Annotated in this window: 19 protein-coding genes and 1 tRNA gene; 12 read left to right on the forward strand and 8 right to left on the reverse strand. The window is 74.1% G+C overall.

What is annotated here, in order from left to right; all coding sequences use genetic code 11:
* Positions 1-43: 43 nt before the first annotated feature.
* On the reverse strand, positions 44-730 hold the full coding sequence (locus ACGFSH_RS22770) for a histidine phosphatase family protein (protein ID WP_329408224.1): 687 nt from the start codon (positions 728-730) through the stop codon (positions 44-46).
* 62 nt (positions 731-792) lie between these two features.
* Here ACGFSH_RS22770 and corA point away from each other — a divergent pair, with 62 nt between their 5' ends.
* Complete coding sequence (gene corA, locus ACGFSH_RS22775; RefSeq protein WP_393351376.1) at positions 793-1,788, forward strand: magnesium/cobalt transporter CorA; 996 nt, start codon at positions 793-795, stop codon at positions 1,786-1,788.
* A 21-nt stretch (positions 1,789-1,809) separates the two neighbouring features.
* On the opposite strand, the gene ACGFSH_RS22780 is transcribed toward corA, so the two are convergent.
* Positions 1,810-2,598 (reverse strand): ferritin-like domain-containing protein, encoded by a 789-nt coding sequence (locus tag ACGFSH_RS22780; RefSeq protein ID WP_393351378.1) that lies wholly within the window; start codon positions 2,596-2,598, stop codon positions 1,810-1,812.
* A gap of 329 nt (positions 2,599-2,927) precedes the next feature.
* Positions 2,928-3,983 carry an LLM class F420-dependent oxidoreductase gene (locus ACGFSH_RS22785; protein WP_393351380.1) on the reverse strand — a complete coding sequence of 352 codons (1,056 nt, stop codon included), beginning with the start codon at positions 3,981-3,983 and terminating at the stop codon, positions 2,928-2,930.
* 199 nt (positions 3,984-4,182) lie between these two features.
* Between ACGFSH_RS22785 and ACGFSH_RS22790 the strand changes: the two genes are divergently transcribed.
* Together ACGFSH_RS22790 and ACGFSH_RS22795 are read left to right on the forward strand one after the other, a co-directional pair.
* Complete coding sequence (locus ACGFSH_RS22790; RefSeq protein ID WP_393351382.1) at positions 4,183-5,169, forward strand: aldo/keto reductase; 987 nt, start codon at positions 4,183-4,185, stop codon at positions 5,167-5,169.
* On the forward strand, positions 5,166-7,538 hold the full coding sequence (locus ACGFSH_RS22795; protein ID WP_393351384.1) for a helix-hairpin-helix domain-containing protein: 2,373 nt from the start codon (positions 5,166-5,168) through the stop codon (positions 7,536-7,538). Before ACGFSH_RS22790 ends, ACGFSH_RS22795 begins: the two co-directional genes overlap by 4 nt.
* A gap of 107 nt (positions 7,539-7,645) precedes the next feature.
* On the opposite strand, the gene ACGFSH_RS22800 is transcribed toward ACGFSH_RS22795, so the two are convergent.
* Entirely contained in the window at positions 7,646-8,308 is a 663-nt protein-coding gene (locus ACGFSH_RS22800) for a hypothetical protein (RefSeq protein WP_393351386.1), read from the reverse strand.
* Between the two features lie 47 nt (positions 8,309-8,355).
* Between ACGFSH_RS22800 and ACGFSH_RS22805 the strand changes: the two genes are divergently transcribed.
* Positions 8,356-8,544: a DUF5703 family protein gene (locus tag ACGFSH_RS22805; RefSeq protein ID WP_014671721.1), complete on the forward strand. Its 189-nt coding sequence runs from the start codon at positions 8,356-8,358 to the stop codon at positions 8,542-8,544.
* 69 nt (positions 8,545-8,613) lie between these two features.
* Here the strand turns inward: ACGFSH_RS22805 and ACGFSH_RS22810 are convergent, their stop codons facing one another.
* From ACGFSH_RS22810 to ACGFSH_RS22820, 3 genes are all read right to left on the reverse strand, one after another.
* Positions 8,614-9,495 carry a chaplin gene (locus ACGFSH_RS22810; RefSeq protein ID WP_393351387.1) on the reverse strand — a complete coding sequence of 294 codons (882 nt, stop codon included), beginning with the start codon at positions 9,493-9,495 and terminating at the stop codon, positions 8,614-8,616.
* Between the two features lie 181 nt (positions 9,496-9,676).
* A complete protein-coding gene (chpH, locus tag ACGFSH_RS22815; protein WP_069773519.1) occupies positions 9,677-9,910 on the reverse strand; it encodes a chaplin ChpH in 234 nt (77 codons plus the stop codon).
* 179 nt (positions 9,911-10,089) lie between these two features.
* The gene (locus tag ACGFSH_RS22820; protein ID WP_393351389.1) at positions 10,090-11,418 is read right to left on the reverse strand and encodes a M20/M25/M40 family metallo-hydrolase; all 1,329 of its coding nucleotides are present in this window, start codon (positions 11,416-11,418) and stop codon (positions 10,090-10,092) included.
* A 204-nt stretch (positions 11,419-11,622) separates the two neighbouring features.
* Between ACGFSH_RS22820 and ACGFSH_RS22825 the strand changes: the two genes are divergently transcribed.
* From ACGFSH_RS22825 to ACGFSH_RS22840, 4 genes are all read left to right on the forward strand, one after another.
* A tRNA-Leu gene (locus tag ACGFSH_RS22825) sits at positions 11,623-11,707 on the forward strand.
* A gap of 304 nt (positions 11,708-12,011) precedes the next feature.
* Complete coding sequence (locus tag ACGFSH_RS22830) at positions 12,012-15,884, forward strand: Pls/PosA family non-ribosomal peptide synthetase (protein ID WP_393351390.1); 3,873 nt, start codon at positions 12,012-12,014, stop codon at positions 15,882-15,884.
* 77 nt (positions 15,885-15,961) lie between these two features.
* The gene (locus tag ACGFSH_RS22835) at positions 15,962-17,305 is read left to right on the forward strand and encodes a M1 family metallopeptidase (RefSeq protein ID WP_393351392.1); all 1,344 of its coding nucleotides are present in this window, start codon (positions 15,962-15,964) and stop codon (positions 17,303-17,305) included.
* A 119-nt stretch (positions 17,306-17,424) separates the two neighbouring features.
* A complete protein-coding gene (locus ACGFSH_RS22840; RefSeq protein ID WP_393351394.1) occupies positions 17,425-17,865 on the forward strand; it encodes a YchJ family protein in 441 nt (146 codons plus the stop codon).
* Positions 17,866-17,898: 33 nt separating this feature from the next.
* Here ACGFSH_RS22840 and ACGFSH_RS22845 read toward each other — a convergent pair whose 3' ends face one another.
* Positions 17,899-18,600, reverse strand: a complete 702-nt coding sequence (locus ACGFSH_RS22845) for a FadR/GntR family transcriptional regulator (protein WP_329408254.1) — start codon at positions 18,598-18,600, stop codon at positions 17,899-17,901.
* A gap of 140 nt (positions 18,601-18,740) precedes the next feature.
* Here ACGFSH_RS22845 and ACGFSH_RS22850 point away from each other — a divergent pair, with 140 nt between their 5' ends.
* The 4 genes from ACGFSH_RS22850 (at position 18,741) to ACGFSH_RS22865 (ending at position 22,620) form a co-directional block, all read left to right on the forward strand.
* Positions 18,741-19,259, forward strand: coding sequence for a gluconokinase (locus ACGFSH_RS22850; protein WP_393351396.1), 519 nt, complete (start codon positions 18,741-18,743; stop codon positions 19,257-19,259).
* A 46-nt stretch (positions 19,260-19,305) separates the two neighbouring features.
* On the forward strand, positions 19,306-20,703 hold the full coding sequence (locus ACGFSH_RS22855) for a gluconate:H+ symporter (protein WP_393351398.1): 1,398 nt from the start codon (positions 19,306-19,308) through the stop codon (positions 20,701-20,703).
* Between the two features lie 93 nt (positions 20,704-20,796).
* Positions 20,797-21,558 carry an SDR family oxidoreductase gene (locus ACGFSH_RS22860; RefSeq protein ID WP_393351400.1) on the forward strand — a complete coding sequence of 254 codons (762 nt, stop codon included), beginning with the start codon at positions 20,797-20,799 and terminating at the stop codon, positions 21,556-21,558.
* A 15-nt stretch (positions 21,559-21,573) separates the two neighbouring features.
* Entirely contained in the window at positions 21,574-22,620 is a 1,047-nt protein-coding gene (locus ACGFSH_RS22865; RefSeq protein WP_393351402.1) for an L-idonate 5-dehydrogenase, read from the forward strand.
* Positions 22,621-22,650: the final 30 nt, after the last annotated feature.

The raw sequence follows: 22,650 nt of genomic DNA on the forward strand, positions 1-22,650 counted from the left end.
ATGCGCGCGTTCGCGGACCGCTTCACCCTACTGCGGCCGACGATCACGGTGCGCCCGCACCGCCCCCGACCGGGGCGTCCCCCGTGGGCGGCTCCTCGCGCGGCGCCAGGGAGGCGAGGTCGCCGGTGTCGCCGAGACGCACGAGAAAGGGGCGCAGCCGGGTGTAACGGATCGCCGTGATGGAACAAGGTTCCACAGAGATCCGTTGGAAGAGGTCGAGATGAAGCCCCAGTGCGTCCGCCACGAGCGACTTGATGATGTCGCCGTGCGAGCACATCAGATAGACGGCGTCGGCGCCGTGGTCGCGCTCCACGCGCGCGTTCCACTCGCGCACCGCCTCGGCGGCGCGGGTCTGCATGCTCCGCAGGGACTCGCCGCCCGGGAAGGCGGCCGCGGAGGGGTGCGACTGCACGATCTCCATCAGCGGCTCGTCCGTCAGCTCGGCGAGCTTGCGGCCCGACCAGTCGCCGTAGTGGCACTCCCCGATCCGCTCGTCGGTGTGCGCGCGCAGGGCGGGCCGGGCGGCGAGCAGGGGGCCCAGCGTCTCCTGGCAGCGCTGAAGGGGGCTGGTGACGACCTCCGCGATCGGCAGCGCCGCGAGCCGCCCCGGCAGCGCGGCGGCCTGTGCGGCTCCGCGTTCGTCGAGGGCGACGCCGGGCGTCCAGCCGGCGAGCACTGCGGAGGTGTTGGCGGTGGACCGGCCGTGCCGGACGAGGATCAGCGTGGGCATGCGGCCCAGGGTAGGCGCACGCGCGTGTGCGCCGGCGAGCGATCGAAGGGAGGACGCGTCCGGTGATCGTCGACTGCGCCATCTACCGCGACGGACGTCGCACGGAGGGTCCGGGGGACTTCTCGGACGCCGTGGACGAGGCGCGGGCCGGGGGCGGTTTCGTCTGGGTGGGGCTGCACGAGCCCACCGAGAACGAGTTCGACCTCGTCACGCGGGAGTTCGGGCTGCACCCGCTCGCCGTCGAGGACGCGCTCAAGGCGCACCAGCGGCCCAAGCTGGAGGTGTACGACGACTCGCTGTTCCTGGTGTTCAAGCCCGTCGTCTACGAGCCGAAGAGCGACACGGTCTCCTCCGGCGAGGTGATGGTCTTCCTCGGGGACTCGTTCGTGGTGACCGTCCGGCACGGCGAGGGCGCGCCGCTCGCCGCCGTGCGGCACCGGCTCGAACGCGAACGCAAGCTGCTCGCCAAGGGGCCCACGGCGGTCGTGTACGCCATCGCCGACGCGACCGTGGACCACTACCTGGACGTGGCGACGGAGTTGCAGACCGACCTGGAGGAGCTGGAGGCGGAGGTGTTCTCGCCGGACGGCGGGGGTTCGCGCAACACCGCCTCGCGGATCTACACCTTCAAGCGGCAGATCCTGGAGTTCCGCCGGGCTACGGGCCCGCTGGGGCCGCCGCTGAACCGGCTGGCGGGGGGCAGCATGTCCGGCCCCGGCGTGCCGTTCGTGAACGACAAGGCGCGGCCGTTCTTTCGGGACGTCAGCGACCACCTCACGCGCGTGAACGAGTCCGTGGAGGGGCTGGACCGGCTGGTGACGGACATCCTCTCGGCGCATCTGGCGCAGATGAGCGTCCGGCAGAACGACGACATGCGGAAGATCTCGGCGTGGGCGGCCATGGCGGCGGTCCCCACGATGATCGCGGGGATCTACGGCATGAACTTCGAGCACATGCCGGAGTTGCACTGGGTGTGGTCGTATCCGGCGGTGATCGTGGTGATGGGCGTGCTGGAACTGCTGCTGTTCCGGTTGTTCAAGCGCCGCGGCTGGCTGTAGCGCCCGGGCGGCTGACGCGGGTCAGGCGAACTCGGGGGCCGCGGTGGCGGGGCCGCCGAGGGCGTCGCGGCGTTCGGGCGTCTTCAGGGAGACCATCCGCCGCCAGCCGGCGAACCGCTCCCACGCGTAGACGGCGCGGATGCCCGCCGCGAGGAGGACCGCGCGCGCCCTGGACCAGCCGAGGATGCGGCCCATGTGGGCCATGACGGCCAGGCTCACGTCGCGGTAGACGCGGATCTCGGCGAGCGCGCACGCGCGCAGGGTCCGCTGGATGGCGCGCCCGTGCCCCGCGCGCGCGAGGCGCAGCAGTTCCTCGTGGCAGTAGGCGAGGTGGTTGCCCTCGTCGGCGGCGATCATCCTGACCGCGCGGCCGATGTCGGGGTGGTCGGCGAAGTGCCTGCGCAGCAGGGCCATCTGCTCGGCGGCGCGCTGTTCGGTGACCCGGCTGTGGGAGAGGTAGGTGACGACGTCGGGCACCGTCAGGGGCCGCTCCGCCCTGAGGCGGTCGTGGGAGAGGCCGATGCCGCCCCGCTCCAGGAGCATCGTGTAGTCGGTGTCGGGCGGGACGGGCACCGGGTCGAGGCCGCGTTTGCGCATCAGGGCGCGGAAGATCCGCCCGTGCTTGTCCTCGTCGGCGCCGTGGCGGGCGATCTTGGGGGCGAGGGCGCGTTCGGCGGGCGGGACGAGCGCGGCGATCCGGCCGTTCTCCCAGCCCCCCTGCGACTCGCCGCCGGCCGCGATCGAGCAGAACAGCGCGAAGGACTCGTCGTCGTCGATGATCTCCTGGAACAGACTCTTGGCCGAAAGCATCGTGGGCCCCTCTCCGCACTGCGCAGCATTCCGCAAGGTTCCGCAAGGTTCCGCAAGGAACGAGTCAAGTGCGGCCCGCCGGGCGCTGCAACAGCAGTGTCGGCCGACTCCGCCTAAAGAGGGACGCCGGGAGTCGGCCGGGGAGCGTAACCAGGCGCCGCGCGGCGCGTTGTGCTCCGTGACGGCCGTGGCGGGGAAGACCCCCGAGCCCCCACCACGGCCGCTGAAACTCTCCGCCGCGCGGCTCCCCGGGCCTTCTCGCGCGTGCCTTCCCGCGCGGTCGTCCGCGGAGCCGTCCGCGCGGGCCCGTTCCGGCCCGCTCCGTCCGGTCAGACGAGGCCGGCCAGCTCCGCGGCCCGCACGCCCGCCCGCAGCGAGGCCAGCCGCTCCTCCAGGGCGAAACCGGCCGGGGCCAGGGTGAGGGTGGTGACGCCGGCGGCCGCGTAGGCCTTCATCCGGTCGGCGATCCGCTCCACCGAGCCCAGCAGCGTCGTGCGGTCGATCAGCTCGTGGGGGACCGCGGCCGCCGCTCCCTGCTTGTCGCCGGACAGGTACTTGTCCTGGATGTCGGCGGCCGCCGCCTCGTACCCCATCCGCTGCGCCAGCTGGTTGTAGAAGTTCTGCTTGCGGCTGCCCATGCCGCCGACGTAGAGCGCGGTGTAGGGGCGGAAGGTGTCGGCGAGGCGCTCGACGTCCTTGTCCTCGCCGAGCGCCAGGGGCAGCGTCGGGCAGACGTCGAAGCCCTCCAGGGTCTTGCCCGCCTTCTCGCGTCCGGCCCGCAGGTGCCTGATCGCGGTGTCCTCGAGGTGGTCGGCGGACGGGAAGATGAGCAGCGCGCCGTCGGCGATCTCGCCGGTCTGCTCCAGGTTCTTCGGGCCGATCGCCGCGATGTACAGCGGGATGTGCTCGCGCTCGGGGTGCACGGTCAGCTTGATCGGCTTGCCGGGGCCGCCGGGCAGCGGCAGCGTCCAGTGCGCGCCCTCGTACGACAGCCGTTCACGCGTCATCGCCTTGCGGACGATCTCGACGTACTCGCGGGTGCGGGAGAGCGGCTTGTCGAACTTGACGCCGTACCAGCCCTCGGAGACCTGCGGCCCGGAGACGCCGAGGCCGAGCCGGAAGCGGCCGCCGGAGAGGGAGTCGAGCGTGGCGGCGGTCATCGCGGTCATCGCGGGCTGGCGCGCGGGGATCTGGAAGATGGCCGAGCCGACGTCGATCCGCTCGGTCTGCGCGGCGACCCAGGTGAGCACGGTGGCCGCGTCCGACCCGTAGGCCTCGGCGGCCCAGCAGACGGCGTACCCGAGGCGGTCGGCCTCCTGGGCGACGGCGAGGTTGTCGCCGTCCATTCCGGCACCCCAGTAGCCGAGGTTGATCCCGAGCTGCATGGCCGATCCCCTTACTGATCAGTAACGACGCTGTTGCGCAGACCTTAGCGCGGGGGGCGCGGGGCCGGGAGACGGTGTGGCGAGGGTCGCGCGGGCGGGCGCCTGCGCCGCGGCCTGCGCGGAACCCGGTCCGCCGTCCCCGGATCCGGTTGTCCACAGGCAACCCACCGCCCAGTTCTGGCCAGTAATCTCGGCGTCCATGGAGCAGAGGCATCTCGGCCGCACCGGCCTGCGTGTGTCCCGCATCGGGCTCGGCACCCTCACCTGGGGACGCGGCACCGACGAGCACGACGCCGCGGACGTCATGAAGACGTTCTGGGAGGCGGGCGGGACCCTGGTCGACACGGCCGACGTGTACGGCGACGGGGACGCCGAGTACCTGCTCGGGCGGCTCATGGACGGGCTGGTGCCGCGCCGGGACCTGGTCGTCTCCACGAAGGCGGGCAGCGTGCCCGACCCGGACCGGCGCTTCGACGGCTCACGGGGTCATCTGCTCGCCGCTCTCGACGCCTCCCTCTCCCGGCTGGGCACGGACCACGTCGACATATGGCAGGTGCACGCCTTCGACCCGGACACTCCGCTGGAGGAGACCCTCCAGGCGCTGGACATCGCCGTCTCCAGCGGTCGCGCCCGGTACGCGGGCGTCTCCAACTTCTGCGGCTGGCAGCTCGCCAAGGCGGCCACCTGGCAGCTCGCCGCGCCGGGGACGCGGACGCGGCTGGCGGCGACGCAGATGGAGTACTCGCTGCTGCAACGCGGCATCGAGCGCGAGGTGCTGCCCGCCGCGCTCGACCTGGGCGTCGGCCTGCTGCCCTCCTCTCCCCTCGGCCGGGGCGTCCTCACCGGCAAGTACCGCGGGGACGCCCTGCCGCCCGACTCGCGCGGCGCCTCCGAGCACTTCGCGCGGTTCGTCGAGCCCTATCTGGACGACACCGCGAGCCGGATCGTCGACGCCGTGGCGACGGCGGCGGACGGGCTTGCGGTGACGCCCCTCCAGGTGGCCCTGGCCTGGGTGCGCGACCGGCCGGGCGTGGCCGCCCCGATCGTCGGCGCGCGCAACGCGCAGCAGCTCACGGCGGCTTTGTCAGTGGAGGCGCTTAGTCTTCCTGACGAGATCTGCCGGGCCCTCGACGACGTGTCGGCGCCCGTGCACCGCTATCCCGATCACGACTGGAGCACGCTGTGAGCACGGAGCCGGATTCCCCGCAGAGCACGGAGAACGCCGCACCGGCGGGGCCGGACGCCGCCGAGGAGCCCGGAACGCCGGCCGACGCCGAGGACACGAACCCCGGCGGCCCGGACCGTGCGGGCGGCGCCCACGCCTCCGGGGCCGACGGTGCCGCCGCGTCCCCGGTGGACGGCGAGAGCGCCGGCACGGGCCCGGAGGGCTCCGCCGGCGACGCGGAGGCCGTCGCGGACGACACCGATGCGGGCGCGGCCGACGGCGAGGGTGACGGCGGTGCTTCCACGACCGCCGAGGCCGCAGCCGCGGAGGCCGCCGCACAGCTCTCCGAGGCGCAGGCCGAACTCGCCGCGCAGAAGCTGGAGCGGGAGCGGATCGAGCGGCGCAAGGCCGAGAAGGCGGCCCCCATCGCCGCCGGGGCCAAGCTCAGCGGGAAGGCGGCCGACCTGCTGGCCGCGGTGCGGGCCGTGGAGGGCGGGGCCACGCCCCCGGCCACGGTCTTCGGCGCGGAACCCGCCCCGCGCCGCGCCGCCCCCGAGCCGGTCCGGCGGCCGCAGCCCGCGCCCGCCGAGTCCCTCCCGTCGGCGCCCGCGGCCGACACCGTCGAGGGCGTGCGGCGCGTGCTGGCCGGCGGCGGCGCGCCCGAGGCGCTCGCGGCACAGGCGGCCGCCGCGCTCGGCGAGGGCGCCGAGGACGTCCTGCGCGAGGACCCGTGGCAGTTGCTGCGTGTCCCCGGCGTCCGCCCCGAGCAGGCCGACGGGTTCGCGCGGTCGCTGCTGGGCCCGCGATGCGCCCCCGACGACGAGCGGCGCGGCCGTGCCGTGACGGTCTGGCTGCTGGAGCAGGCCGCGCTGGCCGGGCACACGGCCCTGGAGCTGCCCACGCTCGCCGCCGCGCTCGTGCGGCAGGCCGTGCCGGACGCCGACGCGGCCGTACAGAGCACCTTGGCCGAAGGAGAGGCCCTGGTCTTCCAGGACGCCCTGGACGCCCCGGACGCGCCTGCGGCCGACCGTCCGGCCGCGGCCGCCGTGCCGGGTGAGCAGGGGGAGCAGGGAGACGAAGGGCCGGAGGGCGAGGAGGGCCGGCCGGTCCGGGTGCTGGTCGGCCTGGAGCGCTACGCGCTCGCCGAGGAGAGCCTCGCGGACGCCCTGGCCCGCGTGGTCAACTCCCCGGCCGAGGAGGCGGCCGCGTCCTGGGAGCCCGCGGCCGCCGCCGCGTCCGGCAGCACCGCCGAACTGATCCGCGCCGTGGCCGGCCACGGGCTGGTGCTGCACACCGGGGGCGAGGCCGCCCGCGCGGAGCCCGCCGCGCTCCTCACCGCCGCCCTCGGACTGGGCCTGCGCGCCGTCGCCGCGTGCCACACCGCCGACGGCCGTCGGCGGTTCGCGGCCCTGCTCGGCGAGCCGGCCCCGGACGGCGCGGTGGTGACCGTCCCGGGTCTCCTCTCCGGCGCCGAGGGTCCGGGCCGGGACGGCGACGGGGCCTTCGCGCTCGATCTGCTGATCGTGCTCGACGCGCCGCAACTCGACGTGGAGAGCGCCGCGATGCTGGCCGAGTCCCTGCCGGACGGGGCACGCCTGGTGCTCAGCGGCGACCCTGCGGTGCTGTGGTCGGCGGGACCCGGCCGGGTCTTCGCCGACCTGCTCGCCGCGCGCGCCTGCCCCCAGGTCGCCTCGCGCGTGCCCGACCCCGGGCCGCTCGGCGAGCTGGTGTCCGGGGTCGGGATCGGCGAGCTGAACCAGGTCGACGCGCCGGGCAAGGAGATCGTGATCGTGCCGGTGCGCGACGCGGGCGAGGCCGTCCACCGCACGGTGCAGCTCCTCGCCGACTCGGTGCCGCGGGCCTTCCAGATCACCTCCGACGAAGCCGTGGTGATCACCCCGGGACACGGGGGCGCGGCCGGTACCCGCGCTCTCAACACGGCTCTGAAAGAACGGCTCAATCCGGGCCCCGGCCGCTTCGGCGGCTTCGACCCCGGCGACCGGATCGCCTACTCCCCCGCGCCGGGCCGTACGGTGACCGGCCGGGTGGTGACGGCCGACGCGGAGGGGCTGCACCTGACGTGCGCGGACGTCTTCGTCGTCGTCCCGAGGGAGCGGGTGGAGCAGACCGTGCGCCACGGGTGGGCGCTCACCGCGCACCAGGCCGTCGGCAGCCGGTGGCCCGCGGCGGTCGTGGTGCTGCCCGGAGACGGGGCGCGGGCCCTGTCCCGCCCCTGGGTGTACACGGCCTTCGGCCGGGCGGAGCGTCATCTGTCGGTGGTGCACGGAGTGGAGCAGGCCCTGCCGCAGGCGGTCGCGGAGGTTCCGGCGAAACCGCGCACGACCCGCCTGCCGGTGCTGCTGCGCACCCAGCTCCCGGCGGCGCAGTAACGCGAAAGGCGGCGGTCGTGAAGGGGTCTCCCCCTCCACGACCGCCGCCGATGCGGCCTCCGTCCCGTGACGCCGGGAAGCACGGGCGGCCGGTCGCGGTGCGGGCGCTAGCGGTCCGCGTCCAGCGTCTCCAGCTCCTCGTCCTCGACGTCGTCGGGGTCGTCGTCCAGTTCGTCGAAGACCGAGCTGACGTCGAAGCGGCAGACCACGCGCTCGGGGTCGGCGTCGTCGAACGGGGCCTCGAGCCACTCCCCCGGCTCGGGCGGTTCGTCGGCGGCCAGCACCCACAGCGTGGAGTCGCCCTCCTCCAGGCCGAACTCCTTGTGCCGCGAGGCGATCTCGTCCGCCTCGAACTCGCCGAACAGGATGCCCAGCGCTCCGTGCACGGTGCTCGCGGCCTCGGCTCCGGCGGCCTCCTCGTCCGCCGCCTCCACCCGCTGGGCCTGCGCCAGCAGCCGCTGCGGTTCGGCGACGGCGTAGTCGCGGCGGATGAGCACGCTCAGCGCGTTCGGCTCCTCGGGCCCCGCGTAGGGCGGCAGGGAGTCCTCCGCGCCGGGGATCTCGAAGGGCGTGACCTCGTCGTAGCGGTCGTAGAGCAGTTCGTCGTACACCTCGGCGGCCGCGGCCAGCTCGTTGAAGGCCTCGTTGACAGCCGGGTCGTCCTCTCCCGTCCTGCGTTCGACCGCGGCCAGGTGGCGGTCGAGCGCGGTCTTGACCGCCTCGGCGGCGGCGCGTACCTCGGCAGCGGTGGGCTGCGCAGCATCAGACATAGTGCAGACGCTATCCGTACCGGGCCCCAGCCCGCACAATAGATGCGATGCCGGAATACGAATTCGTCGACGTCTACGTGCCGCGCGGGGTCTCCCGCAAGGAGGCGACGCGACTGCTGACCGACCATGCCGAGTACGGACACTGGGAGTTGGACCGCCTGAGCCTGCTGCGTGACGGCAGCCGCAGGGTGCGGTTGCGCCGGCGGATCATCCGCCAGGTGCGTGCCACGTGGTGAGGTGAGAGACGGAAAACGGAGCGGGCCCCGCCGAGGCGGGGCCCGCTCCGTTGTGGGCGCCCGGACCGCTTACGCGGAGGGGCGCGCCTTGCGGTAGAGCACCGCGCCCGCGAGCAGCGCGCCCGCGCCGACCGGCAGGACGAGGCCCATCGGCATCTCGCTGCCCGTGTGCGCGAGCTGCGGGGCCTGGGCGGCGGGCCGGTGCACGGAGGAGGCGCCGGCCGGCGTCACGTGGTGGGGGGTGGACGGCACGCCGCCGGGGTGGGACGGGCTGGACACGCCCGGCTTGCCGTGGTCGTGGCCGCCGGGCCTGCCCGGGGTCTCGTGGCCGCGGGACGGGGGCGTGTGCATGCCGGGACCGCTGTCGTTCGCGCAGTCGTTGCCGAAGCTCGGGTTGAGGATCCCGACGACGTCGATGCTGTTGCCGCACACGTTCACCGGCACGTCGACCGGCGCCTGCACGTGGTTGCCGGAGCCGACGCCCGGCGATCCGCCGGTGTGGCCGCCCGCCTGCGCGCCCCCGGAGCCGCCGTGCGCGCCGGAACCGCCGTGACCGCCGTTGTGGCCGCCGTGGTGGCTGCCGTGGTGGCCGCTGTCGTGTCCTGCGGCGTGACCGCCGTTGTGGCCCGCGCCCTGGTTCCCGCCGTGGCTCCCGGAGTGGCCCGCGCCGCCCCGGTGCTCGCCGTATCCGCGCGAGGCGGCGCCGCCGCCCTTGTTGGCGCAGGAGTTGCCGAAGGTCGGGTTGAGCGCCCCGACGACGTCGACGGTGTTGCCGCACACGTTGACGGGAACGTTGATCGGCGCCTGCACCGAGTTGCCCGACAGGACGCCGGGCGAGTCGGTGGCGTAGCCGTTGGCGCCGGCGTCGGCGTGGGCGTAGCCGCCGGCGGCGGCGATCACCCCCGTTGCCGCCGCCACGGTCATGAGGCTTTTGCGGGTGACCTGTCGCATTGCTGAATCCCTGCTTTCCATTTCGTCCGCGTCCCGAATCGCTCGCATCATTGCAGCTGTTCGATTTGTTCGGGATTTTCGAAGTCTTCGGTCTTTCCTTCGGGAAAAGACCGGTCGGCCCCGGAGCGCATGGGGTGCGCTCCGGGGCCGACGGTGTGGACGACCCCTCAGCGGGTCGACGTCAGTCGTTGACGCAGGTGTTGCCGAAGGCGGGGTTCAGCAGCCCGATCACCGAGATCGTGTTGCCGCAGACGTTCACCGGGACGTGCACGGGAACCTGGATGACGTTGCCGGACACCACACCCGGGGAGCCCACCGCGGCACCCTGGGCACCGGCGTCGGCGACGGCGAGGCCCGCACCCGCGAGAACCAGCCCACCAGTGGCAGCCGCAGCAGCGACGACCTTCTTGATCATTATTCCTCCTTGTTGGCAAAGCGACCCCAAGCAGCGGATCGCATGTCACCAGTAACGAGGCGGAATTAATGAGGCTACGAGTTTATCGGCGCATTCACTCTTCCCAGTCGCGTCCGTACAGGCGGACGATTTTTCCGGCGCGGCCGGAGCCCGGCGAAAGCTCGTTTCACCGGGACATTTCAGGATGCGTCGATGAAGCGGTCCAGCACGCGCACCCCGAACTTGAGCCCGTCCACCGGCACCCGCTCGTCGACGCCGTGGAACATGCCGGCGAAGTCCAGCTCAGGCGGCAGCTTGAGCGGCGCGAAGCCGAACCCGCGGATACCGAGATCGTCGAAGGACTTGGCGTCGGTGCCGCCCGAGAGCATGTACGGGACCGCCTTCGCCGTGGGGTCCTCGGCGAGGAGCGAGGACTGCATCGCCTCGACCAGCGCTCCGTCGAAGGACGTCTCCAGCGCCTTGTCGGAGTGCACGTCCTCGCGGCGCACGTGCGGGCCGAGGATGCGGTCGAGGTCGGCCAGGAACTCGTCCTCGTACCCCGGCAGGAACCGTCCGTCCACGTGTGCGGTGGCCTCGCCGGGGATGACGTTGACCTTGTAGCCGGCGCCCAGCTGGGTCGGGTTGGCGGTGTTGCTCAGGGTCGCGCCGATCAGCTTGGCGATGCCGCCGAGCCGGGCCAGCGTCGCCTGCATGTCCTCGGGGTCCAGCGGGGTGCCCAGGGCGTCGCCCAGCTCGTCGAGGAAGGCCCGGGTCGTCTTGGTGACCCTCACGGGGAAGGTGTGCCGGCCCAGCCGTGCCACGGCCTCGGACAGCTCGGTGATGGCGTTGTCCCGGTGGATCATCGAGCCGTGGCCCGCGGTGCCGGCCACGGTCAGCTTCATCCAGTGCATGCCCTTCTCGGCCGTCTGGACGAGATAGAGCCGCCGCTCCTCGCTCACCGTGAACGAGAAGCCGCCCACCTCGCTGATCGCCTCGGTGACGCCGTCGAAGAGGTGGGGGTGGCGGTCGACGAGGTGGCGGGCCCCGTAGGTGCCGCCGGCCTCCTCGTCGGCCAGGAACGCCAGCACGATGTCGCGCGGCGGCCTGCGCCCGGAGCGCAGCCGGTCGCGGACGACGGCCAGCGTCATCGCGTCCATGTCCTTCATGTCGACCGCGCCGCGGCCCCACACGCAGCCGTCGGCGACCTCGCCGGAGAAGGGGTGGTGGGTCCAGTCGGCCGCGTTGGCCGGGACGACGTCGAGATGGCCGTGGATGAGCAGGGCGGGCCTCGACGGGTCCTCGCCCGCGATGCGGGCCACCGTGGAGGCGCGGCCCGGATGGGACTCGAAGATCTCCGGTTCGAGGCCCACCTCGGCGAGCTTCTCGGCGACCCACTCGGCCGCCTTGCGCTCGCCGGGGCCCGAGTGGTCGCCGTAGTTGCTGGTGTCGATCCGGATCAGCTCGCGGCAGAGGTCCACGACCTCGTCCTCGCCGGTGACGGTCCTGGCCGTGTCGTCCGTGGCGCTCACGCTGGTTCCTCCCGCTGTCACTGCTGGTGGGTCCCCTCATCCTCCCCCTCTCCCGGGCCCCGGCCCAAGACCGGTCCCGGCCCGTCACACACGGTGCGCACATGGCCGCCCGCCGGGGGCCCGCCTCCCGTGATCGGGCACTGCGGAAAGCCTGGTAATGTTTACGACGTCGCCGCGAGGGAAACCCCGCACGACAGACACCTTGTCCGGGTGGCGGAATGGCAGACGCGCTAGCTTGAGGTGCTAGTGCCCTTTATCGGGCGTGGGGGTTCAAGTCCCCCCTCGGACACATGAAGAGTGGGGGCCGCGACCATTGGTCGCGGCCCCCACTCGTGTGCTTGGAACGGCATCCCGGCCCGGGAGCACGCGGTCGTAGGGGCCGCCCTCCCGGAGCCCGAAGGACGCGAGGAGTCCGCGAAGCCCGAGTAGCCCGAGGAGGCCCCGGACGGCCCCGTCCGCTGGCCGGCGGACCCAGGCGTGCCTAGCGTCGTACTAAAATATCCGGCTTGTTGCGAGCCGGACCGGACAACCCCAGGCAGACCTGCGGGCCCGCCGGCGCCCCGGAGGCTTCCGGGATCGAGACGCGAGGACCGATGGCAGCCACCCACGAGAGCGTCGCTCTCGGCCTGCTCGACGGAGACAGCCGCGCGCCGCTCGGCGACACGGCCCGGCTGTCCGGCGGCCCCGCCGCCTCCCCCCGCACCCTGGTCGACGTCCTCGACGCGACGGTGCGGTCGTTCCCGGACGAGCCGGCGCTGGACGACGGCGTCGCCTCGCTCACCTACCGCGCCCTCGCCGCCGAGGTGGAGGGCCTGCGGCGGCGGCTGGCCGCGGCCGGCGTGGGGCTCGGCGACCGGGTGGGCGTGCGCGTCCCGTCCGGCGCCAACGACCTCTACGTGGCGATCCTGGCCGTCCTCGCCGTCGGCGCGAGCTATGTGCCGGTGGACGCCGAGGATCCCGACGAGCGGGCCGAGCTGGTGTTCGGCGAGGCCGGCGTGCGGGCCGTCGTCGGCGCCGGGCACGTGATCGCCGTCCACGACACGTCCGCGACGGCGGCCCCCGCCGCACGGCCCGGGCCCGGGGACGACGCCTGGGTGATCTTCACGTCCGGCTCCACCGGCAGGCCCAAGGGCGTCGCGGTCACCCACCGCAGCGCGGCCGCGTTCGTGGACGCGGAGGCCGCCCTGTTCCTCGCCGGGGAGCCGATCGGGCCGGGCGACCGGGTCATGGCGGGACTTTCGGTGGCCTTCGACGCCTCCTGCGAGGAGATGTGGCTCGCCTGGCGGTACGGCGCCTGTCTGGTGCCCGTTCCCCGCTCCCGGGTCCGCGGCGGCGCCGACCTCGGGCCCTGGCTGGTCGAGCAGGAGATCACGGTCGTCTCGACGGTGCCGACGCTGGCCGCGCTGTGGGAGCCCGAGCATCTCGACGACGTCCGCCTGCTGATCTTCGGCGGCGAGGCCTGCCCGCCCGAGCTGGTGCAGCGCCTGGTGACGGAGGGACGGGAGGTCTGGAACACCTACGGGCCGACCGAGACGACCGTGGTCGCCTGCGCCGCGCTGATGTCGGGCGAGGAGCCGGTCCGGATCGGGCTGCCGCTCCGGGGCTGGGAGCTGGCGGTCGTGGACGAGGCCGGCGAGGTCGTGCCGTGGGGCGGCAGCGGACAGCTCGTCATCGGCGGGGCCGGGCTCGCGCGCTACCTGGACGCCGCGAAGGACGCGGAGAAGTACGCGCCGCTGGAGTCGCTGGGCTGGGAGCGGGCGTACCGCAGCGGCGATCTGGTGCGCGCGGACGCCGAGGGGCTCGTCTTCCTCGGCCGGGCCGACGAGCAGGTCAAGCTCGGCGGCCGGCGCATCGAGCTGGGCGAGGTGGACGCGGCGCTCCAGGCGCTGCCGGGTGTGGCGGCCGCGGCCGCGGCCGTGCGGACCGCGCGCAGCGGTGGCGGGCTGCTGGTCGGGTACGTCGTCACCCAGGACGGCTGGGACCGGGCGGCTGCCGTGGCGCGGCTGCGCGCCGAGCTGCCCGCGGCCCTGGTGCCGCTGCTCGCGCCGGTGGACGACCTGCCCACGCGCACCTCCGGGAAGGTGGACCGCGACGCGCTGCCGTGGCCCTTGAAGGGGCTGGAGACCGGCGGGCGCACGGAGCAGTTGTACGGCACCGAGGCCTGGCTCGCCGAGCAGTGGGCGCAGGTGCTGGGCGTGCCGGTCGCCTCGGCCTCGGACGACTTCTTCGCGATCGGCGGGAGCAGTCTGGCGGCGGCCCGGCTCGTCACGCGGCTGCGCGACCGTTATCCCGGCGCCGCGGTGCTGGACGTCTACCAGCGGCCGACGCTGCGCAAGCTGGCCCGGCGGTTGGAGGCCGGTGCGTGCGACGACGCCGGCGGTCGCACGATCGCTCCGGTGCCGCGCCGGACGCAGTGCGTGCAGCTGGTGCTGCTCGTGCCCCTGTTCACGTTGCTCGGGCTGCGCTGGACGGTCGCGCTGACCGCGCTGGGCGATCTGCTGCCGGCGTACGGCTGGCTGCCGACGGCTCCGTGGTGGCTGGTGGCGGCGGGGGTGCTGCTGTTCTTCAGTCCGCCGGGGCGTCTCGCGCTCGGTGCGGGCGGTGCGCGGCTGCTGCTGCGGGGGGTGCGGGCGGGCCGTCATCCGCGCGGCGGCTCGGTCCATGTGCGGCTGTGGGCGGCGGAGCGGCTGGCCGACGTCAGCGGGGCGACGTCGCTGACCGGGGTGTGGTTGCAGCGGTACGCGCGGGCGCTGGGGGCCAGGATCGGTCCGGACGTGGAGCTGCACACGCTGCCGCCGGTCACCGGTCTGCTGAGGCTGGGGCGGGGCGCGGCCGTGGAGTCCGAGGTGGATCTGTCGGGCTACTGGCTGGACGGCGACCGGCTGGAGGTAGGTCCGGTGAGGGTGGGGGCGCACGCCGTCGTCGGCACGCGCAGCACGCTGTTCCCGGGCGCGCGGGTCGGCAAGCGGGCCGAGGTGGCGCCGGGGTCGGCGGTCACCGGGCGGATCCCGACCGGTCAGCGGTGGGCGGGCGCGCCCGCGGTCGGGCTGGGCCGGGCCAAGCGCGACCGCCCCCGGGAGCGGCCGCCGCAGAGCCGGTGCTGGCGGGCCATGTACGGCGTGTCCGGGCTCGGTGTGTCCCTGCTCCCGGTGCTGTCGGGTGCGGCGGCGCTGCTGGTGGCGTCGCTGTTCGTGAGCCCTGGCGACGGGCTGGGCGGGGCCGTGCGGGGCGCGGCGGTCGCGCTGGTTCCCGCCACGCTGGCCTACGGGGCGGTGTACGCGCTGCTGGTGCTGGTGGCCGTCCGGTCGCTGGGCGTCGGGCTGCGGGAGGGCACGCATCCGGCGCACGGACGGGTCGGCTGGCAGGCCTGGACGGTGACCCGGCTGATGGACCGGGCGCGCGAGACGCTGTTCCCGCTCTACGCCGGGCTGGTCACGCCGGTGTGGCTGCGGCTGCTGGGCATGCGGGTCGGGCGGGGCGCCGAGGTGTCGACGGTGCTGGCCCTGCCGAGCCTGACGACGGTCGGCGAGGGCGCGTTCCTCGCCGACGACACGCTGACCGCGCCGTACGAGCTGGGCGGCGGCTGGGTGCGGGTGGGGCGCGCGGAGATCGGGCGGCGGGCGTTCCTCGGGAACTCGGGGATGACCGCGCCGGGCCGGTCGGTGCCGGACGGCGGGCTGGTGGGCGTGCTGTCGGCGACGCCGAAGAAGGCGAAGAAGGGCACGTCGTACCTGGGGCTGCCGCCGGTGAAGCTGCCCCGGCACTCGGCGGACGGCGACGACAGCCGCACCTACGAGCCGCCCGCGCGGCTGCTGTGGGCGCGGGCGCTGGTGGAGCTGTGCAGGATCGTGCCGGTGCTGTGCTCGGCCGCGCTCGGCGTCGCCACGGTGGCCGTGCTGTGCGCGCTGGGGCCGTGGGCGGTCCCGCTGGCGGGCGTGGTGCTGCTGGGCGCGGGGGCGGCTGCGGGGGTCGTGTCGGTCGCCGCCAAGTGGCTGCTGGTCGGGCGGCACCGCGCCGGGGAGCATCCGCTGTGGAGCGGCTTCGTGTGGCGCAACGAGCTGGCGGACACGTTCGTCGAGGTGGTGGCCGTTCCGTGGCTGGCGGGGGCGGTGCCGGGGACGCCCGTGATGACGGCCTGGCTGCGCGGTCTGGGGGCGCGGATCGGGCGCGGCGCGTGGGTGGAGAGCTACTGGCTGCCCGAGGCGGACCTGGTGACGCTGGAGGACGGCGTCACGGTCAACCGTGGGTGCGTGCTGCAGACCCACCTCTTCCACGACCGGATCTTGCGGACGGATACTGTGGTCCTGCGGGAGGGCGCCACGCTGGGCCCCGGCGGGATCGTGCTGCCCGGCAGCACGATCGGGGCCCGGACGACCCTGGGTCCCGCGTCGCTCGTCATGGCCGCGGAGTCCGTTCCGGACGACACCCGCTGGCTCGGCAACCCGATCGAGGCATGGCGTCCCTGAGCGGGGGCCGTCCGGGTCCGGGGAGCGGCGGCCCGGCGGCGGGCGGTTCGGGCACAGGGCAGGGAGCGGACGGGGACGTGGCAGTTCAGCAGACGGTCGGGCCGGATCCGTACTTCCCGGCCAACGGCGATCCCCGGTACCGGGTGCACCGCTACGAACTCACGCTGGACTACCGGCCGGGCCCCAACCGGCTGTCGGGGGCGGCGCGGATCAACGCGATCGCGGGGCGCGCCGCGCTGGCCGAGTTCCAGCTGAACCTGGCCGACTTCAAGATCGGCCGGGTGCGGGTGGACGGCAGGCAGCCCCACTACACGCACCGGGGCGGGCGGCTGCGCGTGCGCCCGGCCAAGGCGATCCGGGCGGGGGCCGCCTTCACCGTCGAGGTGCACTGGTCGGGCAACCCCCGGCCGGTGGACAGCCCGTGGGGCGGCCTCGGCTGGGAGGAACTGGACGACGGGGCGCTGGTGGCGAGCCAGCCCGTGGGCGCGCCGTCGTGGTACCCGTGCAACGACCGCCCCGCGGACAAGGCGTCGTACCTGATATCGGTCACGACGCCGTCCGCGTACGCGGTGGTGGCGGGCGGGCGGCTGCTCACGCGGACGGCGAAGGCCTCGACGACGACGTGGGTGTACGAGCAGTCCGCGCCGACGTCGAGCTATCTGGTGGGACTGTCGATCGGCGGGTACCAGACGGTGCTGCTCGGCGATCCGGGGCTCGGCGGGGTACCGCAGCACGGCCATGTCCCGGCGTCTTTGCTTTCGCGCTTCTCGCGGGACTTCGCCCGCCAGCCCGCGATGATGCACCTGTTCCAGGAGCTCTTCGGACCGTACCCGTTCGACGAGTACGCGGTGGTGGTGACCGAGGAGGAGCTCGACGTCCCCGTCGAGGCGCAGGGGTTGTCGCTGTTCGGGGCCAACCACGTGGACGGGGCGCGGGGTTCGGAGCGGCTGGTGGCGCACGAGCTGGCGCACCAGTGGTTCGGCAACAGCGTGTCCATCGCCGACTGGCGGCACATCTGGCTGAACGAGGGGTTCGCCAAGTACGCGGAGTGGCTGTGGTCGGAGCGGTCGGGCGGCCGTGACGCGCAGCGGCTGGCGGCGGCCGCGCACCGGTCGCTGGCGGCGCAGCCGCAGGATCTGCGGCTGGCCGATCCGGGCCGCAGGTCGATGTTCGACGACCGGCTCTACGAGCGCGGCGGCCTCACGGTGCACGCGGTGCGCTGCGCGCTGGGCGACGAGGCGTTCTTCCGGATGCTGCGCGCGTGGCTGTCCCTGCACCGGGGCGGCGCGGTGACGACGGCGGCGCTGACCGCGCATGTGGCCCGGTTCGCCCCGGAGCCGCTGGACGACCTGTTCGACGCCTGGCTGTACGCGACGGCCCTGCCGCCGCTGCCGGTCCGGTCGGCGGACCGGGGCGCGTAGCGCTCCACGGGAACGCGATGACGGCCCCGTACGAGACGATTCCCCACGGCCCTCCCCGGGCTCTCCGGGGGTGCGGGGGCGGCCACCTCGGGGGTGCGAGGGGCGGGCACAATGGGGGCATGGTCCGACGTTCCGACCGTCCGCGGCAGCGAGCCGCCGTCTCCGTGCCCGCCGGCTGTCCGTGCGGGCTGCCCGCGTCCTACGAGGCGTGCTGCGGGCGCTATCACGCGGGCGGCGACGCCGTGAGCGCTCCCACCGCCGAGGCGCTGATGCGCTCGCGCTACAGCGCGTTCGTGCGCGGGGACGTGCCCTATCTGCTGCGGACCTGGCATCCGCGGACCCGGCCGGAGCGGCTGGAGCCGGATCCCGGGACGCGGTGGACGGGACTGGAGATCCTCGCGACGTCCGACGGCACGGCGTTCCACACGTCCGGCGTCGTGGAGTTCCGGGCCTCCTACCGGGGCGGCGCGCTGCACGAGCGCAGCCGGTTCGAGCGGGTGGGCGGGGCCTGGGTGTACGTGGACGGGGAGTTTCCCGAGCCGGGCGCGGGAGCGCGCTGAGGCCAGTCGGGGGTTCGGGCCGCTCGGGGGTGCTCAGGGCGCCAGGATGTCGAGTTCCTGGAGGGCGCCGACCGTGATCTCGCGGGTGAGGCGTTCCGCGCGCACCGGGTCGCCCTCGCGGACCGCCTCGGCGACCTGGACGTGCAGGGTGACGGCGGCCGGGTCGGGGTCCTCGAACATGACCTCGTGGTGGGTGCGGCCGGCCAGCACCTCCGCGACGACGTCGCCGAGCCGGGCGAACATCTCGTTGCCGGACGCGGTGAGGATCACCCGGTGGAAGGCGACGTCGTGGACCAGGTACTCCTGGAGGCGGTGGCCGCGTGAGGTGGCCACCATGCCCAGCGCGCACCGCGTCAGTTCGGCGCACTGCTCCGCGGTGGCGTGCGTCGCCGCCAGGCCCGCCGCGACCGGCTCGACCGCCGAGCGCAGGACGGTGAGCGAGCGCAGTTGGTGCGGGCGGTCGGCGCCGGCCAGCCGCCAGCGGATGACCTGCGGGTCGTAGACGTTCCACTCGGCCTTGGGGCGCACCGTGACGCCCACGCGGCGGCGGGACTCGACGAGGTGCATGGACTCCAGCACGCGGACCGCCTCGCGCATCACGGAGCGGGAGACGTCGAAGCGCTGGGCGAGTTCGTCGGTGCGCAGGACGCTGCCGGGCGGGTACTCCCCCGCGGTGATCGCGGGCCCCAGGGCGTCCAGTACTCGGCCGTGCAGACCCCGGCCCGGAGTGGTCATGCACACAGAGTACGCGGTAGATCACGAGGCCAAAAAGTCGGACTTATTTGTCACAGCCTCTTGAATTCGTCGTACCTAATCGGCTTCAGTGTCGTCGGCGTCCGTTGGCGTCAGGTGTCGAGGAAGACAGCGAGGCGAAGATGCGCACCCCCCCTGTCGTCGTGGTGATGGGCGTCGCCGGAACGGGCAAGACCACCATCGGTCCCCTGCTCGCCGCCCGGCTGGGGGTTCCGTACGCCGAGGGCGACGACTTCCACCCGCAGGCCAACATCGACAAGATGTCGGCCGGCGTTCCGCTCGACGACGACGACCGCAGGCCGTGGCTCGACGCCATCGGGGCCTGGGCGGACGAGCGGGCCGGACTCGGCGGGGTCGTCAGCTGCTCGGCGCTGAAGCGGTCGTACCGCGACCGGCTCAGGGCCGCGGCCCCCGGGGTCGTCTTCGTGCACCTGGCGGGCGACCGGTCCCTGATCGAGGACCGCATGGCGCACCGCCAGGGCCACTTCATGCCGACCGCGCTGCTGGACTCCCAGTTCGCCACCCTCCAGCCCCTCCAGGCCGACGAGGCGGGCGTCCGCGTCGACGTCCGCGGCGGCCCCGAGAGCATCGCCGGCCGGGCCGTGGAGGCGCTCGCCGCCCTTCCCGACCCGGCCGCGTGACCCCCCGCACCCTCCCCCCGTCCCGAAAACCGCAAAGGGAAACCCCGTGACCAGACTCAGCGTCGAGATGCTGGCGGCGGACAAGGTCGAGCCGATCACCTCGGCCGGCCACGCACAGCTGGGCATCGCCGTCCTGGCGGGCATCGCCGTGATCGTCCTGCTCATCACCAAGTTCAAGCTGCACGCCTTCCTGGCGCTGACCATCGGCTCGCTCGCGCTCGGCGCGTTCGCCGGGGCGCCCCTCGACAAGGCCATCGCCTCCTTCACCGCCGGGCTGGGCTCCACGGTCGCCGGGGTGGGCGTGCTGATCGCGCTGGGCGCGATCCTCGGCAAGCTGCTCGCCGATTCCGGGGGCGCCGACCAGATCGTGGACACCATCCTCGCCAGGGCCGGCGGCCGCTCGATGCCGTGGGCGATGGTGCTGATCGCCTCCGTGATCGGTCTGCCGCTGTTCTTCGAGGTGGGCGTGGTGCTGCTGATCCCGGTGGTGCTGATGGTCGCCAAGCGGGGCAACTACTCGCTGATGCGGATCGGCATCCCGGCGCTGGCCGGTCTGTCGGTGATGCACGGACTCGTCCCGCCGCACCCCGGCCCGCTGGTCGCCATCGACGCGGTGGGCGCCAACCTGGGCGTGACCCTGGCGCTCGGCGTGCTCGTCGCCGTGCCGACGGTCGTCGTGGCGGGCCCGCTGTTCTCGAAGGTCGCGGCCCGCTGGGTCGACGTCCCCGCACCCGACCGCATGATCCCGGAGCGGCCCTCCGAGAACCTGGAGAGGCGCCCGGGCTTCGGCGCCACGCTGGCCACCATCCTCCTGCCGGTCGTGCTGATGCTGTCCAAGGCGCTCGTCGACATCGTCGTGGACGACCCCGAGCACACCGTGCAGCGCGTGTTCGACGTCGTGGGCTCGCCCCTGATCGCGCTGCTCGCCGCCGTGCTCGTCGGCATCTTCACGCTGGGCCGGCCCGCGGGGTTCAGCAGGGAGCGGATCTCGCGCCTCGTGGACAACGGGCTCGCGCCCATCGCCGGCATCCTGCTGATCGTCGGCGCGGGCGGCGGCTTCAAGCAGACCCTCATCGACTGCGGTGTGGGCCAGATGGTCCTGGACGTGTCCGAGGACTGGTCGATACCGGCCCTGCTGCTGGCCTGGCTGATCGCGGTGGCGATCCGGCTGGCGACCGGATCGGCGACGGTGGCGACGATCTCCGCGGCCGGCCTGGTCGCGCCGCTCGCCGCCGACATGTCGACCGCGCACACCGCCCTGCTCGTCCTCGCCGTCGGCGCGGGCTCGCTGTTCTTCAGCCATGTCAACGACGCCGGATTCTGGCTGGTGAAGGAGTACTTCGGGCTGAGCGTCGGCCAGAACGTCAAGACCTGGTCGGTGATGGAGACCATCATCTCGGTGGTCGCGGGCGGCCTGGTGCTGCTGCTCTCGCTCGTCGTCTAGGCCCGACCGGGACGTGCCGGAAGGACCGGAAGGACCGGAAGGAGGGGACGTGCCGGAACGAGGGGCCGTGCCGGGAAGAGGAGGAGCACGCGCATGAGTCATCCCCTGTTCGACATCGGCGGCCGGACCGCGCTGGTCACCGGCTCCAGCCGGGGCATCGGCCTCGCCCTCGCGCGGGGCCTGGCGGAGGCCGGCTGCACGGTGGTCCTCAACGGCCGCGACGCCGGACGCCTGGAGCGGGCCGCCGCCGAAGTGCCCGGCGACCGGGTCCGCACGGCCCGTTTCGACGTCACCGACGGCCCGTCCGTCGCCGCCGGGATCGCCGACGTCGAGGAGCGGGTCGGCCCCCTCGACATCCTCGTCAACAACGCGGGCATGCAACTGCGCGCCCCGCTGCTGGAGTTCGCGGACGCCGACTGGCACCGGCTGCTGGACACCAACCTCACCAGCGCGTTCCTGGTGGGCCGGGAGGCCGCCCGGCGGATGACGGAACGCGGCCACGGGAAGATCGTCAACATCTGCTCGCTTCAGAGCGAGGTGGCGCGGCCCGGCATCGCGCCGTACGCGGCGGCCAAGGGCGCGCTGAAGATGCTCACCAAGGGCATGTGCGCGGACTGGGGCCCGCACGGCGTCCAGGTCAACGGGCTGGGCCCCGGCTACATCGAGACCGAGCTGACCCGGCCCCTGGTCGAGGACGAGGAGTTCAGCGCCTGGGTGCGGCGGCGCACTCCGGCCGGGCGGTGGGGCCGCACCGAGGACCTCGTGGGCGGGGTGCTGTTCCTGGCCTCCCCCGCGGCGGACTTCGTCAACGGGCAGGTGCTCTACGTCGACGGCGGTATGACCAGTGTGCTCTGAGAGGACGTGAGGCGGATGCTGGGCTGTGTGATCCATGGTCGGGGCGACCTGCGCGTCGAAGTGCTCGCCGAGCCCGCGCCCGGACCGGGCGAGGTGCTGGTCGCCGTCCGCTACGGCGGGATCTGCGGCTCCGACCTGCACTACTGGCGGCACGGCGGGGTGGGCGACTTCCGGCTGCGCGAGCCGATGGTGCTCGGGCACGAGGTGGTGGGGACGGTGCTCGCGCACGGCTCCCCCGATCCGTCGGGCGTCTCCCGCGGCGCCGAGGCCGCCGTGCACCCGGCCACCCCGTGCGGGGCGTGCCCGGAGTGCGCCCGGGGCCTGCGCAACGTCTGCCGGGACGCCCGCTACCTCGGCAGCGCGGCCCGCACACCGCACGTGCAGGGCGGGTTCGCGGCCCGGATCGTCGTCCCGGCCGCTCAGGTGCGGCCGCTTCCCGCCGGGCTCCCGTTGCGGCGGGCCGCGCTCGCCGAGCCGCTGTCGGTGGCCCTGCACGCGGTGCGGCGGGCCGGCCCGGTGGCCGGCCGCCGTGTCCTCGTCACGGGGGCCGGACCGATCGGCTGCCTGGTGGTCGCTGCGGCGAAGGCGGCGGGCGCGGCCCGCGTGACGGCGACGGACCTGCTGCCGGCGGCGCTCGGGTTCGCGCGCGCCGCCGGCGCCGACACGACCGTCCTCGCCGGGGATCCGGAGACTGCGGAGGATCAGGCGGGCCGGCCCCCGGCGGAGGAGGCGGACGTGGCCGTCGAGGCGTCCGGCACGGCCGCGGGGCTCGACGCCTGCCTGCGGGGGGTGCGGCGCGGCGGGACCGTCGTCCAGCTCGGCATGCTGCCGCCCGGGCGGAGCCCGTTCGCGGGGAACCTGTTGGTAGGCCGGGAGATCGAGCTGCGCGGGGCGTTCCGCTTCGACGCCGAGTTCGACGACGCCCTGGGACTGCTCGCCGCACGCCCCGCGTTCGACCGACTGATCAGCGCGGTGGCGCCGGTGACGGAGGCGGAGTCGGCGTTCGCGCTGGCGGCCGACCGGGAGCGGTCCTGCAAGGTGTTGCTGGACTTCGAAAGCTGACGTCCGCACCCAGCCGCCCGTGCGCGCCGC

It is taken from the genome of Streptomyces sp. NPDC048481 (assembly GCF_043200075.1).
GTDB lineage: Bacteria > Actinomycetota > Actinomycetes > Streptomycetales > Streptomycetaceae > Streptomyces.

Excerpts from the sequence above, each read along its gene's own strand:
- ACGFSH_RS22770 (WP_329408224.1), bottom strand. The coding sequence starts at position 730 with ATGCCCACGCTGATCCTCGTCCGGCACGGCCGGTCCACCGCCAACACC.
- ACGFSH_RS22780 (WP_393351378.1), bottom strand. The coding sequence starts at position 2,598 with ATGCTTTCGGCCAAGAGTCTGTTCCAGGAGATCATCGACGACGACGAG.
- ACGFSH_RS22785 (WP_393351380.1), bottom strand. The coding sequence starts at position 3,983 with ATGCAGCTCGGGATCAACCTCGGCTACTGGGGTGCCGGAATGGACGGC.
- ACGFSH_RS22790 (WP_393351382.1), top strand. The coding sequence starts at position 4,183 with ATGGAGCAGAGGCATCTCGGCCGCACCGGCCTGCGTGTGTCCCGCATC.
- ACGFSH_RS22800 (WP_393351386.1), bottom strand. The coding sequence starts at position 8,308 with ATGTCTGATGCTGCGCAGCCCACCGCTGCCGAGGTACGCGCCGCCGCC.
- ACGFSH_RS22805 (WP_014671721.1), top strand. The coding sequence starts at position 8,356 with ATGCCGGAATACGAATTCGTCGACGTCTACGTGCCGCGCGGGGTCTCC.
- ACGFSH_RS22810 (WP_393351387.1), bottom strand. The coding sequence starts at position 9,495 with ATGCGACAGGTCACCCGCAAAAGCCTCATGACCGTGGCGGCGGCAACG.
- chpH (WP_069773519.1), bottom strand. The coding sequence starts at position 9,910 with ATGATCAAGAAGGTCGTCGCTGCTGCGGCTGCCACTGGTGGGCTGGTT.
- ACGFSH_RS22830 (WP_393351390.1), top strand. The coding sequence starts at position 12,012 with ATGGCAGCCACCCACGAGAGCGTCGCTCTCGGCCTGCTCGACGGAGAC.
- ACGFSH_RS22840 (WP_393351394.1), top strand. The coding sequence starts at position 17,425 with ATGGTCCGACGTTCCGACCGTCCGCGGCAGCGAGCCGCCGTCTCCGTG.
- ACGFSH_RS22845 (WP_329408254.1), bottom strand. The coding sequence starts at position 18,600 with ATGACCACTCCGGGCCGGGGTCTGCACGGCCGAGTACTGGACGCCCTG.
- ACGFSH_RS22850 (WP_393351396.1), top strand. The coding sequence starts at position 18,741 with ATGCGCACCCCCCCTGTCGTCGTGGTGATGGGCGTCGCCGGAACGGGC.
- ACGFSH_RS22860 (WP_393351400.1), top strand. The coding sequence starts at position 20,797 with ATGAGTCATCCCCTGTTCGACATCGGCGGCCGGACCGCGCTGGTCACC.
- ACGFSH_RS22865 (WP_393351402.1), top strand. The coding sequence starts at position 21,574 with ATGCTGGGCTGTGTGATCCATGGTCGGGGCGACCTGCGCGTCGAAGTG.